The sequence below is a fragment of the Aquabacterium sp. genome, assembly GCF_036273115.1.
Lineage (GTDB): Bacteria > Pseudomonadota > Gammaproteobacteria > Burkholderiales > Burkholderiaceae_C > Aquabacterium.
On sequence record NZ_DASUIN010000002.1, the window covers coordinates 403,485 to 416,770 of the forward strand.

Here is a 13,286-nt window from a genome sequence, read left to right on the forward strand (position 1 = left end):
GTAGGGAAATGGATGGCTGTGGTTAAATTGTAGCTTTCCCCAAATTTCCCTGTTTGCGTGCGCCGAATGCCATTGTTCGGGCCGCCGGGGGCCCAGGAGATCGTTTTGAAGCCCATCGTCAAGTCCAGCAAACTCGCCAACGTCTGTTACGACATTCGTGGTCCCGTGCTGGAAAAGGCGCGCCAGATGGAAGAAGACGGGCACAAGATCATCAAGCTGAACATCGGCAATCTGGCGGTGTTCGGTCTGGAGCCGCCCGACGAGATCGTGCAGGACATGATCCGCAATCTGTCGGGCGCAGCGGGTTACACCGATTCCAAAGGCTTGTTTGCCCCGCGCAAGGCCGTGGTGCATTACTGCCAGGAAAAGAACATCCAGGGTGTGACGGTCGATGACGTCTACCTGGGCAATGGTGCGTCCGAGTTGATCGTCATGGCCTTGAACGCCATGCTCAACGAAGGCGATGAGGTGCTGCTGCCAGCGCCCGATTACCCGCTCTACACCGCTGCGGTGTCCCTGTCTGGTGGCCGCCCCGTTCACTACATCTGTGATGAGCAGGCCGACTGGAACCCCGACATTGCCGACATTCGCGCCAAGATCACGCCCAAGACCAAGGCGATCGTGGTCATCAACCCCAACAACCCCACGGGTGCGCTGTACCCCGAGAGCTTGTTGAAGGAAATCATTCAGGTGGCGCGTGAGCACCAGCTCATCGTGTTGGCCGACGAGATCTACGACAAGACCTTGTACGACGGCAACACCCACACCTCGATGGCGTCGCTGGCCGATGACGTGCTGTTCCTCACCTTCAACGGCCTGAGCAAGAACTACCGCTCTTGCGGTTACCGCGCCGGCTGGATGGTGGTGTCCGGCGAGAAGCGCCATGCCAAGGACTACATCGAAGGCCTGAACATGTTGTCGTCGATGCGCTTGTGCGCGAACACGCCAGGCCAGTTGGCCATTCAAACCGCCTTGGGTGGTTACCAAAGCATCAAGGACTTGGTGGCACCCACAGGCCGCCTGTGCAAGCAACGAGATCTGGCGTATGAGTTGCTCAATGCCATTCCCGGCGTCAGCGTGGTCAAGCCCAAGGGCGCGCTGTACATGTTCCCGCGCCTGGACCCCAAGATGTACCCGATCGCCAACGACCAGCAATTTGCCTACGAACTGCTGGCCGAAGAAAAGGTGCTGATCGTGCAGGGCACGGGCTTCAACTGGCCGCACCCTGATCACTTCCGTCTGGTCTTCCTGCCTAACAGCGACGACCTGACCGAGGCCATTGGCCGCATCGCCCGCTTCCTGGAAGGCTATCGCAAGCGTCACGGCACAGCCTGATCCCTGCTGCGATCCTGTCTATTGTTTTGAATTGATCCCATTACACGTACAAACGTCATGAGCCAAGATAACCAGAAACCTGTTCGCGTCGGCCTGTTGGGCATTGGCACCGTGGGTGGTGGCACCTTCACCGTTCTCAAGCGCAACCAGGAAGAAATTCGCCGTCGTGCGGGGCGTGGCATTTCCATCGACATGGTGGCCGACCTGAATGTGGCGCGCGCCAAGGAACTGGTGGGCGATGCGGTTGAAGTGGTGAGCGACGCTCGCCAAGTCATTGCCAACCCCAACATCGACGTGGTGGTGGAGTTGATTGGCGGCTACGGCATTGCCAAGACCCTGGTGCTGGAAGCGATTGCCGCTGGCAAGCACGTGGTCACCGCCAACAAGGCCCTGCTGGCTGTGCATGGCACCGAAATCTTCGCTGCGGCTCGCGAAAAGGGCGTGATGGTGGCGTTTGAAGCTGCGGTGGCTGGTGGCATTCCCATCATCAAGTCGTTGCGTGAAGGCCTGACCGCCAACCAGATTCAATGGGTGGCCGGCATCATCAACGGCACCACGAACTTCATCTTGTCCGAAATGCGTGACAAGGGCCTGGACTTCGACGTGGTGCTCAAAGAAGCCCAACGCCTGGGCTACGCCGAAGCTGATCCCACGTTCGACATCGAAGGCATCGATGCGGCCCACAAGGCCACCTTGCTGAGCGCCATTGCCTACGGCATTCCCGTTCAATTCGACAAGGCTTATGTGGAAGGCATCACCAAGCTGTCGGCTGTGGACATCAAATACGCCGAACAACTGGGCTATCGCATCAAGTTGCTGGGCATCGCCAAACGTCAGGCTGCCGGCATTGAGCTGCGCACCCACCCAACCCTGGTACCTCAGCGCCGCCTGATCGCCAATGTGGAAGGCGCGATGAACGCCGTGATGGTGCAGGGCGATGCCGTGGGCACCACCATGTACTACGGCAAGGGTGCAGGCTCTGAGCCCACCGCTTCGGCTGTGGTGGCTGACCTGGTCGACATCGCTCGTTTGACCGATGCGCCAGCCGCTTCCTACGTGCCGCCACTGGCTTTCCAGCACGATTCGATGTCGACCCTGCCGATCTTGCCGATCGAAGAAGTGGTGACCTCGTTCTACGTGCGTCTGCGCGTGGCCGACCAAACCGGCGTGCTGGCCAAGATCACCGGCATCCTGGCTGAACAAGGCATCAGCATCGACGCCGTGATCCAGCGCGAGGCTGACGAGGTGAGCGGTGAGAACGGCAACCAGACCGATCTGATCCTGCTGACCCACGACACCAAGGAAGGCCGCATGAACAAGGCGATTGCCGCCATGCAAGCGCTGCCCACCGTGCTGGCCCCGATCGTGCGCCTGCGTAAAGAAGAACTCGCCTGATCTCTCGCCCTGGACCGACCATGAAATACATCAGCACCCGCGGCGATCAAACCCAGCGCAGCTTCTCGGAAATCCTGCTCGAAGGCCTCGCCCCCGATGGCGGCCTGTACCTGCCCGTGTCCTACCCCAAGGTGGACGATGCCACGCTGACCAAATGGCGCGGCCTGAGCTATGCCGAGCTGGCGTTCGAAATCCTGTCGCTGTACATCGACGACATCCCTGCTGCTGACCTGAAGGCCATCACCGCCAAGACCTACAACAAGCAGGTTTATGGTTTTGATGAGATCACACCCCTGAAGCCGTTGGAGCCGGGTCTGGCGCTGGAAGCCTTGTCCAACGGTCCCACCTTGGCCTTCAAGGACATGGCCATGCAGCTGCTGGGCAACCTGTTCGAATACGAACTGGGTCGCCGTGGTGAGCAGTTGAACATTCTGGGCGCCACCTCGGGCGACACCGGCAGCGCGGCGGAATACGCCATGCGCGGCAAGAAGGGCGTGCGTGTCTTCATGCTGTCGCCACACGGCCGTATGAGCCCCTTCCAGCAGGCGCAGATGTTCAGTCTGCAAGACCCCAACATTCACAACCTGGCCGTGGAAGGCGTGTTTGACGATTGCCAGGACATCGTCAAGGCCGTGTCCAACGACCTCGAGTTCAAGCGCAAGTACAAGATCGGTACGGTGAACTCGATCAACTGGGCGCGCTTGCTGGCTCAGGTCGTGTACTACTTTGCTGGCTACTTCTACGCCACCAAGTCGAATGCCGAGAAGGTGTCGTTCACGGTGCCATCGGGCAACTTTGGCAACGTGTGCGCCGGCCACGTGGCTCGCATGATGGGCTTGCCCATTGATCAGCTGGTGGTGGCCACCAACGAAAACAACGTGCTCGACGAGTTCTTCCGCACCGGCACCTACCGCGTGCGCGGCAGCGCTGAAACGTATGAGACCTCGTCGCCCTCGATGGACATTTCCAAGGCCTCGAACTTCGAGCGCTTTGTGTTTGACCTGCTGGGGCGCGATGGTGCGCGCGTGAAGGCTCTGTTCAAGGATGCCGTGGAGCAAACCGGTGAATTCCATGTGTCTGCCGAAGAGTTTGCCAAGGTGGCTCAGTACGGCTTCGTGTCGGGTTGCAGCAAACACTCTGATCGCTTGAAGACGATCAAGGATACTTTTGATCGTTTCGGCATCATGATCGACACCCACACGGCCGACGGCCTGAAGGTGGCACGCGAACACGTCAAGCCTGGCGTGACGATGCTGGTGCTGGAAACGGCCTTGCCCGCCAAGTTTGCCGACACCATCGTCGAAGCCACCGGCCGCCAGCCTGAGCGTCCGCACTGGATTGCCGGCCTGGATGGTCTGGAGTCGCTGCCCAAGCGCTTCACGGTCATGCCCAAGCTCACGCAAGCCGTGAAGGACTACGTCGTTCAACATTGCGCTGACTGAATCAGCATCGAGTTTTCTGCATGGCACCCAAGCCCCTGATGCCTCTGGACGAGGCGTGGGCCCGGTTGCGCGACATGGTTGCGCAACACGTGGCGTCAAACCCCCTGTCTTTGGAACAGATCGACAGCTTTGACGCCCTGGGCCGGGTGCTGGCGAATGACCTCGTCTCCAGCGTGGCGGTGCCCCCGCTGGACAACAGCGCCATGGACGGCTATGCCGTGCGGGTGGCTGACTTGTCTGGCCCGGGGGCGGCCTTGCCGATGTCGCAACGCATTGCGGCAGGGCAGGTTGGCGCGACGCTGCAGCCTGGAACCTGTGCCCGCATCTTCACCGGTGCGCCAATTCCTGCGGGTGCCGATGCTGTGGTCATGCAAGAGCACACCGAAGCAGCCGGCGAGGGCCTGGTTCGTTTCAATGAGACCGTTCGCCTGGGGCAGAACATTCGCCGTGCGGGGGAAGACATTCAATCCGGCCAGACGGTGTTGTCTGCCGGCGTGCGCCTGACGCCAGCTGCGCTGGGCGTGGCGGCCTCGGTGGGGGCAGCGCAGGTGCCGGTGTATCGCCGTGCCCGCGTGGCCGTGCTGACCACGGGCAATGAACTCGTCATGCCTGGCCAGCCTTTGCCCGCTGGTGCCATCTACAACAGCAACCGACACACCCTGCGAGGGCTGGTGCAGGCCTGTGGCGCCCAAGCCGCTGACCTGGGCGTGATTCCAGACAATCTGGAGCAGACCCGCGCGGCCCTGCGGCAAGCCGCTGAAGGACATGACCTGATCATCACCAGCGGTGGTGTGTCGGTGGGCGAAGAAGACCACCTGCGCAATGCCGTGCTGGCCGAAGGTGGTTTGGAGTTCTGGGCCCTGGCCATCAAGCCCGGCAAGCCCTTCGTGTGCGGCTGGATTCGTCGTCAGGATGGCTCGAAGGCGCTGTACATGGGGCTGCCTGGCAACCCGGTGGCCAGTTACGTGACCTTCCTGATGCTGGTGCGACCAGTGATGGATGTGTTGGGTGGTTTGGGCTGGGTCTTGCCCCGACCCATAAGCTTGAAGGCCCACTTCGAATGGCCCCGCCCAGACAAGCGACGCGAGTTCGTGCGCGTGCGCCTCGATGCCGACATGGGGGTGCTGCTGCATCCGCATCAGGGCTCCGGCGTACTCAGTTCGGCCGCCTGGTCTGACGGTTTGGTCGATCTGGCACCCCAACAGGTAGTTCAACCGGGCGATACCGTGGCCTATTGGCCTGTGGCAGAGTTGATGCAGCCGGCGGCCCATGCCCGCCAGGAGACTGCATGAAGATTTCTGTTCGATATTTCGCCTCGGTGCGTGAGCGCTTGGGGGCGGGGCAAGATGTGTCTTGGGCGGACGACGCTGCCGACAAACCTGCCACGGTGGGCCAATTGCGTGAGTGGCTGATTCGGCAATCGGATGACCACGCTGAAGTTCTGGCGCAGACCAAGGGCTTGCGTGCAGCCTGCAACCAGACCATGTGCTTTGCCAACGAGCCCCTGACCGATGGGGCCGAGGTGGCGTTTTTTCCGCCGGTTACCGGTGGCTGAGGTCGTCATGGCATCCGTGCCTCAAACCAGCCCCTCTTTGGCCTGCGTGACGGTGGGGCCAGATGACTTCGATGTGTCGACCGAAGTGGCGCGCTTGCGTGCGGGTGACCACCGCGTGGGCGCGGTGGTGACGTTCGTGGGCACCGTGCGCGAATGGCGCCCTGATGCGGCCTCGTCCGAAGGGGCTGTCATGGAGCTGGAACACTATCCGGGTATGACCGAGCTCAGCATTGCCCGCATGATCGATGCGGCCAAAGAACGCTTCGATGTGTTCAATGCGCGGGTCATTCATCGGGTGGGGCCACTGGCCATTGCCGATCAGATCGTGCTGGTGGCGGTGACTTCCGCTCATCGCGGGCAGGCCTTCCAGTGCTGCGAATTCCTGATGGACTGGCTCAAAACCGACGCCCCTTTCTGGAAGAAGGAAGTGGTCAACGGGCAGGGGCAGTGGGTGGATGCCCGCGCGTCTGACGACCAGGCCATGGACCGCTGGCGCCAGGGCTGAACGCAGTCAAACGCCAAATTTTCCCGATTTTTCCGGCTTCCGCTCGGGAGCACTCGGTGGCATGCTGTGGTTTCCTCAGTGCTCCATCAGGTGCCAGCCCGAATGATTCAACCCGACATGTTCACCAGCTTTGCCATCAGTGGCGCGGCGTCCTTGTTCGGCTTGCTCATGTGTTTTGCCGTTCGGGCAGATCAGGCGCGCGTGGGTTACGCGCTCACGCTCTACCGTTGGGGCTTCTTGTTTTCTGCGCCGATTTTGTTGGCGTCGCTCGCGCCGGCTGACCGTGTGCATCTGGTTTTTCAGGCTGCGCAAGGGTGTACAGCCATGGGTTTGGTCCTGTTGGGCTGGGCCTCTCGACAATTGCAGGGGCGTCGGACTCCGCCTTGGCTGGGCTGGGGGCTGATGAGTTTTGTCGGCTTGGCCTTGTGGCTGTCTGCCTGGGGGCTGTCGCAGGCCGATTACGCCCGGGTGTTGTACGCCACGCTCTCGCTGATCTGCCTGGCGGTGTTGCTTGAGCAGTCGTGGGCCATTGTGCGGGGGGCCAGAATCAGCGTCAGTGAATGGGGTTTGCTGGCCATGCTCACGGGCCTGGTCGCGAATTGGGGCATCCACCTTGTGCGAGCCTTGGGGGGGCCCGCAGAGGGCACGCCCGATGGGCCCTGGACGCAGATTCCAGACTGGTGGGGTTTGCCGAGTGCGATGGTGGTGGCCATCTGGCCTTTGGCCTGGTTTGGCGTGGTGGTGGCCATGCTCAATGAGCGCCTGCAGCAGCAGTTGCATACCCGTGCCTTGTCTGACGAACTGACTGGCGCCTTGTCACGCAGAGGGCTGCGTGAGCTGGGTGAGCGCATGATTCTGGCGCGCCGTCGCCCCTACGATCAGTTGGCGGTACTGATGCTGGATGTGGACCATTTCAAGCGTGTCAACGAGACCTACGGCCATTTGGTGGGGGACGATGTGCTACGCCATGTGGTGCAGGTGGTGCAGGATCGCCTTCGTGATGACGCCCTTCTGGCACGCTACAGCGGCGAAGAGTTCGTCGTTTTGCTCCCGATTCGGCAGCCCCATGAGGCCAAAGTGGTGGCTGAACGGCTGCGCTCGTCCATCGAGGCCAAGCCTGCCCAGACCACGGCGGGGCTGGTGCGCCTGACTTTGAGTGTGGGGGTGGCTTATCACCACCCCTCCGAGACGCTTGAACATGCCTTGGCCATGGCCGAGTCCAGCCTGGCGCAAGCCAAAGAGGCGGGGCGCAACCAGGTGGCCTTCTCGTTGCCGGAGGAGGCTGTGGACACCATGCCGCCGGCTTCTGAAGTGGTGCATTCTTGATCTGACGCAAGCACCGAGATTTCCCGGGGTCTTGAAATGCGGTGGGGTTCCCCCATCTCCGAATGCAATCGGCCCCCATGCAGTCTCAAACCCAAGGGGCAACAGGAGTGCTCATGCGTCTGGACAAACTCACCACCAAATTTCAGGAAGCGCTGACCGAGGCTCAAAGCCTGGCAGTCACCCGCGACAACCCCTACATCGAGCCCGCCCACATCTTGCTGGCGATGATTCAGCAAGACGACGGCCCCAAGGCCTTGCTTGAGCGAGCGGGCGTCAAGGTCGGCCCATTGGCGGCGGCCTTGACCAAGCAAATCGACAAGCTTCCGCAAGTGCAGGGCGCCGATCAGGTGCAGGCCGGGCGCGATACGGTCAGCTTGCTGCAAGGGGCTGAAAAAGAAGCCCACAAACAAGGCGACCCCTACATTGCCAGCGAAATGTTCCTGCTCGCCCTGGCTGATCACAAGGGTGAAACCGGCGAGTTGGCGCGTGACCACGGCATGTCCCGCAAATCGCTGGAAGCCGCTGTGAAAGCCGTGCGTGGAGACCAAAAAGTGGACAACCCCGAAGCCGAAGGTCAGCGCGAGTCGCTGAAGAAGTACACCCTGGACCTGACCGAGCGTGCGCGTCAGGGCAAGCTCGACCCCGTCATCGGTCGTGACGAAGAAATTCGCCGCGCCATCCAGGTGCTGCAACGCCGCTCGAAGAACAACCCCGTTCTGATTGGTGAGCCTGGTGTGGGCAAGACCGCCATTGTGGAAGGCTTGGCCCAGCGCATTGTGGCTGGTGAAGTGCCGGACACGCTCAAGAACAAGCGCGTGCTGGTGCTGGACATGGCCTTGCTGCTGGCCGGTGCCAAGTACCGTGGTGACTTCGAAGAGCGCCTCAAGGGTGTGCTGAAAGAAGTGGCCAAGGACGAAGGCCAGACCATCATGTTCATCGACGAAATCCACACCATGGTCGGTGCGGGCAAGGCCGATGGCGCGATGGACGCTGGCAACATGCTCAAGCCCGCTCTGGCGCGCGGCGAGTTGCATTGCATTGGCGCGACCACGCTGGATGAGTACCGCAAGTACATCGAAAAGGATGCCGCCCTGGAGCGTCGCTTCCAGAAGATCCTGGTGGGCGAACCCACCGTGGAGGCGACCATTGCCATCTTGCGTGGCTTGCAAGAAAAGTACGAAGTGCACCATGGTGTGGAGATCACTGACCCGGCCATCGTGGCGGCGGCAGAGCTGTCCAACCGTTACATCACGGATCGCTTCCTGCCAGACAAAGCCATTGACCTGATCGATGAAGCGGCGGCCAAAATCAAGATCGAAATCGATTCCAAGCCCGAAGCCCTGGACCGTCTGGATCGCCGTCTGATCCAGTTGAAGATCGAGCGCGAAGCCGTGAAGCGCGAGAAGGATGAAGCCTCCATCAAGCGCTTGGGCCTGATCGAAGAAGAGATCGACAAGCTGCAAAAGGAATACGCCGACCTGGAAGACATCTGGAAAGCCGAAAAGGCCCAGGCCCAAGGCTCCGCCACCATCAAGGAAGAGATCGACAAGATTCGCTTCCAGATGGAAGAGTTCAAGCGCAAGGGTGATTTCAACAAGGTGGCTGAACTGCAATACGGCAAGCTGCCCGAGTTGGAAAAGCGTCTGAAGGACGCGCAGGACAAGGAAAACGCCAAGAAGGGCGGTCAATCTGATCGTCCCACCTTGCTTCGCACCCAGGTGGGCGCGGAAGAAATCGCCGAAGTGGTGGCCCGCGCCACCGGCATTCCCGTGTCCAAGCTGATGCAGGGCGAGCGCGACAAGCTCTTGTCGATGGAAGACAAATTGCACGAGCGAGTGGTAGGTCAGCAGGAGGCCATCGTGGCCGTGTCCGATGCGATCCGTCGCTCGCGTGCGGGCCTGTCTGACCCGAACCGTCCCTATGGCTCCTTCCTGTTCCTGGGCCCCACGGGGGTCGGTAAGACGGAGCTGTGCAAGGCTTTGGCAGGCTTCCTGTTCGACAGCGAAGACCACCTGATCCGCATCGACATGAGCGAGTTCATGGAGAAGCACTCGGTGAGCCGTCTCATCGGGGCGCCTCCCGGCTATGTGGGCTACGAAGAGGGCGGTACTTTGACCGAGGCCGTGCGACGCAAGCCTTACAGCGTGGTGTTGCTCGATGAAGTCGAGAAGGCCCACCCTGACGTGTTCAACGTGCTGCTGCAGGTGCTGGACGATGGCCGCCTGACCGATGGTCAAGGCCGCACGGTGGACTTCAAGAACACGGTGATCGTGATGACCTCGAATCTGGGCTCTCACCACATCATGCAGATGGCCGGGCAGCCCGCCGAGGACATCAAGGACGCGGTGTGGGTGGAGGTGAAGCAGCACTTCCGTCCCGAGTTCTTGAACCGGATCGACGAGGTGGTGGTGTTCCATGCGCTGGATCAGGCTCACATCGAATCCATTGCGAAGATTCAGCTCAAGGCGCTGGAAGGCCGCCTGGCCCAGATGGAGATGAAGCTCGACGTGTCGCCTGAGGCTTTGGCTGAATTGGCCAAGGTGGGCTTCGACCCGGTGTTTGGTGCCCGGCCGCTCAAGCGCGCAATTCAGCAGCGCATCGAGAATCCGGTGGCCAAGCTCATCCTGCAAGGCAAGTTCGGCCCGAAGGATGTGATTCCGGTCAAGGTCGACGACGGCGGCGAATTTCAGTTCGAGCGCGTGGTCCATTGAACGCATCCCGGGTGTCCCCCGGGGTGTGGGGGTATGTAGTCCGGGTGTCGTGACGCTGTCATGACACCCTTGCACGCTGTGGTCTCCTCGAATCAGAGCGTGCTCACCCAGTGTGACGCGCCCACCAAAAGGACTACACCATGCGTCAACATGCTATCTGGGCGGCCCTGGGTCTGGCTGCTGTAGCCCCCATGGGCCATGCCGCTTCCAATGCCTCCGCAGGCTTGAGCGACTTTCACTTTCAACTCGAAGACCTGAACCAGTTCGACGGGGTGGCAGCCTCTTTCAATTGGCTGTCGGGCAACGGCAGTGGCTTGACCGCGCTGTCGGCCTCGGCGCTCGACGACACCAGTGACGGCAGCGCCTCGAAAAAGAAGAGCCAGTCGTTTTTCCAGTACAGCGTGCAAGGGGCCAGTGACCATGCTCAGGCCTCCTCACTGATTTCATTGCCTGTCGGCAACTGGAGCCTGAACGCGCAAGGCCTGGCCAATGGCGGCAACTCCAACTTCGCTGCTTCTGCCTTGACCGGGCAGGGCGGCAACGTCAGTCTGGCGGCTCATTCGCGATTGACCATCACGGCCAAGGCGTCTGTGCTGGCCGCCGCGGCAGATCCCGGTGGCAACGGTTCTGACTGGGCCAAGGCGCTGGCCTCGCTGGGTTTGAGCTACAGCTATGGCACTGACAACGGCGCGATCAACTACTCGTTTGTGGATTCGCTGACGGCGACCGCCACTGCCGGGGGGTACTACGACTATCTGCTCAACGCGGCCACGGGCCAGATGGAAGTGGTCTGGGTGAGCGGCGCTTCGGCTCAGGACGCCCGTGACCGCGAACTCAAGGTGGTCTTCGAAAACACCAGCAATGCCACACAGTTGGCCACTCTGACCTTGCTGACGAAAGTCAGCGGGGTGGGCGCGGCCGCCGTCACGGCCCCTGTTCCTGAGCCCGCGTCTGCCGCTTTCGCTCTGGTGGGCGTGGCATGCCTGGGAGGCTGGGCGCGTCGCCAGCGCAAAGCGTAATCGGCGCTTTCTGACAAGAGCCGATAAGCCGCCATGAATGGGCGGCTTTGGTCGCTAATGCAAGGTTTACCCCGCCAGAACCCTGACACCATCTTGTCAGGGTTCTGGTTGATTGATGTCCGAAATCATTGGGCGTTTAATCGGAATCCGTCCAACGGAAAACGGGGGTCATATGCATTCGAGCAATCGTGTAGTTCGGGCAGTTACTCAGGCGGCCATGCTGGCTTGCGCCTTATCCAGCGTACCGCTCATGGCTCATGCGGCCCTGGAAGGTCGAGATGCCGACAAGAACCCCGACAACGGTTTTGAAGCTTATTACGACACCGTTCTGGATATCACCTGGTTGGCCGATGCGGGGTACTCCGCAACGACGGGGGCCTTGCCTGCAGACGGCTCGATGTGGTGGTCGGCAGCCTCCTGGGTTCAAGGGCTGGACTTCTTTGGCGTGAACGGGTGGCGGTTGCCGGCCGTGACATCGCGGATCAGTACCAAATCGATTGATCTCGTCACCCCGGGAGCTGGCAGCGATGCTCGCGCGAGCGAGCTCGGCCATATGTACTACGCCAACCTGGAGTTGGGGGGAGACCAGTCGCCTGCGCGTGGGTCGATCTTGATACCCGGTTTGCGCGACGGTGCGATCCGGAATTTTTCAGCCGACCTGTTCTGGACGAAAGACACCTACCAAGGCAATGTGATGACGGCGTGGGCGCTGTGGACCAGTTTCCCTTTCTCAGGCTCACAAGCCTACGTGCCCAAAGTGGCCAAAGGCGGTGCCTGGGCCGTGCACGACGGCGACCCATTCGGCTTCGTGCCAGGGCCTGCCCCGGCGGTCGATGAGCCAGCCACACTGTGGTTGCTCGTCGCCGGGCTTGGTGTGGGTGGCTTCATGCAGCGAAAGCGCCGCGTCAAGGCGTCATGATCTTTGGCGGGGCGGCACCTTGAGTGTGGCTCCGATGGCCAGTGTCATGAATTGATCTGAACTCAGCCCGGCCTGATGCAGGCAGCGGGCCAGTTCTCGTGGCGGCTCGTCCAAGGCTTCGTCGGTCAGCTGGAAGGTGCCCCAATGCACCGCGATGGCTTTTTTACAGCCCAGGTCGTGAAAGATCTGAACCGATTCCTGCGGATTCACGTGCTGGTCTTTCATGAACCAACGTGGCTCGTAGGCCCCGATGGGGAGCAGGGCGATGTCGAATCCTCCTCCTGAATCGGGTTTCTGCGCTTGAGCGAAGTGCTGACGGATGTCGGCAAAGTCTTTCGAGTAGGCGGTGTCGCCCGCAAAGAACAAATGGCAGTCGGGTGCCAGCACGGCAAAACCACCCCAAAGGCTGCGCAGGGCATCGTTGGCGGTGCGCGCTGACCAATGCTGAGCGGGTGTCAACGTGATGGGCATGCGGGCCGAGCGGTCGCTTGCTGGCAACACGTGCGTATCCCACCAGTCCAGTTCGACCACATGGCGAATGCCTCGCCGGGCAAACCATGCTTGGTGACCCAGTGGGGTGATGAACAGAGGAGGGCCTCCTGGCTGCTGCGCCAGAGCCAACAGCGAGGCCTCGTCCATGTGGTCATAGTGGTTGTGCGACAGCAGGACAACGTCAATGCGCGGCAACTGAGCCAGACTCAATCCGGGTGGGGTGGCGCGTTTGGGGCCCGCCCATTGCACCGGAAAGCAGCGCTCTGAAAAAACCGGGTCCGTCAGAATGTTCAGTCCGCCCATCTGGGCCAGCACGGTGATGTGCCCGATCCAGGTCACCGCCGGCTGCATGTTCAATCCAGCCTGGGCATTCGCGTGAATGAAGTCCAGGTCAGGCGACATGACCGGGATGGGCTCGGTCAAGGGGCGTGGATGCCCTGCACGCCACGCATTCCAGCGCCAGCGCAGAATTTCGTGCCAGCGCTTGCCGCGAAACGACTGGTAGTTGTTCTGGAAACCGTCAGGCCGGTGGTGCGGCTTGGCTGGGTTGTAGTAGCGGTTTTTCATGCCGCTACTGTACAAACCCT

The 13,286-nt window shown here is 61.2% G+C and carries 11 protein-coding genes; 10 read left to right on the top strand and 1 reads right to left on the bottom strand.

What is annotated here, in order from left to right; genetic code table 11:
• Positions 1-105: 105 nt before the first annotated feature.
• From VFW72_RS02615 to VFW72_RS02660, 10 genes are all read left to right on the top strand, one after another.
• Positions 106-1,335 carry a pyridoxal phosphate-dependent aminotransferase gene (locus VFW72_RS02615; protein WP_329672702.1) on the top strand — a complete coding sequence of 410 codons (1,230 nt, stop codon included), beginning with the start codon at positions 106-108 and terminating at the stop codon, positions 1,333-1,335.
• 57 nt (positions 1,336-1,392) lie between these two features.
• Positions 1,393-2,730 carry a homoserine dehydrogenase gene (locus VFW72_RS02620; protein WP_329672703.1) on the top strand — a complete coding sequence of 446 codons (1,338 nt, stop codon included), beginning with the start codon at positions 1,393-1,395 and terminating at the stop codon, positions 2,728-2,730.
• A 20-nt stretch (positions 2,731-2,750) separates the two neighbouring features.
• The gene (gene thrC, locus VFW72_RS02625) at positions 2,751-4,172 is read left to right on the top strand and encodes a threonine synthase (protein WP_329672704.1); all 1,422 of its coding nucleotides are present in this window, start codon (positions 2,751-2,753) and stop codon (positions 4,170-4,172) included.
• A 20-nt stretch (positions 4,173-4,192) separates the two neighbouring features.
• Positions 4,193-5,464: a gephyrin-like molybdotransferase Glp gene (gene glp, locus VFW72_RS02630; protein WP_329672705.1), complete on the top strand. Its 1,272-nt coding sequence runs from the start codon at positions 4,193-4,195 to the stop codon at positions 5,462-5,464.
• On the top strand, positions 5,461-5,727 hold the full coding sequence (locus tag VFW72_RS02635) for a MoaD/ThiS family protein (RefSeq protein ID WP_329672706.1): 267 nt from the start codon (positions 5,461-5,463) through the stop codon (positions 5,725-5,727). The genes glp and VFW72_RS02635 overlap by 4 nt, the downstream gene beginning before the upstream one ends.
• 7 nt (positions 5,728-5,734) lie before the next feature.
• A complete protein-coding gene (locus tag VFW72_RS02640; protein WP_329672707.1) occupies positions 5,735-6,232 on the top strand; it encodes a molybdenum cofactor biosynthesis protein MoaE in 498 nt (165 codons plus the stop codon).
• Between the two features lie 102 nt (positions 6,233-6,334).
• On the top strand, positions 6,335-7,558 hold the full coding sequence (locus VFW72_RS02645) for a GGDEF domain-containing protein (protein WP_329672708.1): 1,224 nt from the start codon (positions 6,335-6,337) through the stop codon (positions 7,556-7,558).
• A gap of 113 nt (positions 7,559-7,671) precedes the next feature.
• Positions 7,672-10,269, top strand: a complete 2,598-nt coding sequence (gene clpB, locus VFW72_RS02650) for an ATP-dependent chaperone ClpB (RefSeq protein ID WP_329672709.1) — start codon at positions 7,672-7,674, stop codon at positions 10,267-10,269.
• A 140-nt stretch (positions 10,270-10,409) separates the two neighbouring features.
• Positions 10,410-11,288, top strand: a complete 879-nt coding sequence (locus VFW72_RS02655; RefSeq protein WP_329672710.1) for a PEP-CTERM sorting domain-containing protein — start codon at positions 10,410-10,412, stop codon at positions 11,286-11,288.
• 250 nt (positions 11,289-11,538) lie between these two features.
• The gene (locus VFW72_RS02660) at positions 11,539-12,207 is read left to right on the top strand and encodes a PEP-CTERM sorting domain-containing protein (RefSeq protein WP_329672711.1); all 669 of its coding nucleotides are present in this window, start codon (positions 11,539-11,541) and stop codon (positions 12,205-12,207) included.
• Here the strand turns inward: VFW72_RS02660 and VFW72_RS02665 are convergent.
• Positions 12,202-13,266: an MBL fold metallo-hydrolase gene (locus VFW72_RS02665; protein ID WP_329672712.1), complete on the bottom strand. Its 1,065-nt coding sequence runs from the start codon at positions 13,264-13,266 to the stop codon at positions 12,202-12,204. The genes VFW72_RS02660 and VFW72_RS02665 overlap by 6 nt on opposite strands.
• Positions 13,267-13,286: the final 20 nt, after the last annotated feature.

Bases quoted from the DNA above. Each gene is read 5' to 3' on its own strand.
- VFW72_RS02635 (WP_329672706.1), top strand. From the start codon at position 5,461: ATGAAGATTTCTGTTCGATATTTCGCCTCGGTGCGTGAGCGCTTGGGG.
- VFW72_RS02660 (WP_329672711.1), top strand. From the start codon at position 11,539: ATGGCTCATGCGGCCCTGGAAGGTCGAGATGCCGACAAGAACCCCGAC.
- VFW72_RS02640 (WP_329672707.1), top strand. From the start codon at position 5,735: ATGGCATCCGTGCCTCAAACCAGCCCCTCTTTGGCCTGCGTGACGGTG.
- clpB (WP_329672709.1), top strand. From the start codon at position 7,672: ATGCGTCTGGACAAACTCACCACCAAATTTCAGGAAGCGCTGACCGAG.
- VFW72_RS02665 (WP_329672712.1), bottom strand. From the start codon at position 13,266: ATGAAAAACCGCTACTACAACCCAGCCAAGCCGCACCACCGGCCTGAC.
- glp (WP_329672705.1), top strand. From the start codon at position 4,193: ATGGCACCCAAGCCCCTGATGCCTCTGGACGAGGCGTGGGCCCGGTTG.
- VFW72_RS02655 (WP_329672710.1), top strand. From the start codon at position 10,410: ATGCGTCAACATGCTATCTGGGCGGCCCTGGGTCTGGCTGCTGTAGCC.
- VFW72_RS02645 (WP_329672708.1), top strand. From the start codon at position 6,335: ATGATTCAACCCGACATGTTCACCAGCTTTGCCATCAGTGGCGCGGCG.
- VFW72_RS02620 (WP_329672703.1), top strand. From the start codon at position 1,393: ATGAGCCAAGATAACCAGAAACCTGTTCGCGTCGGCCTGTTGGGCATT.
- thrC (WP_329672704.1), top strand. From the start codon at position 2,751: ATGAAATACATCAGCACCCGCGGCGATCAAACCCAGCGCAGCTTCTCG.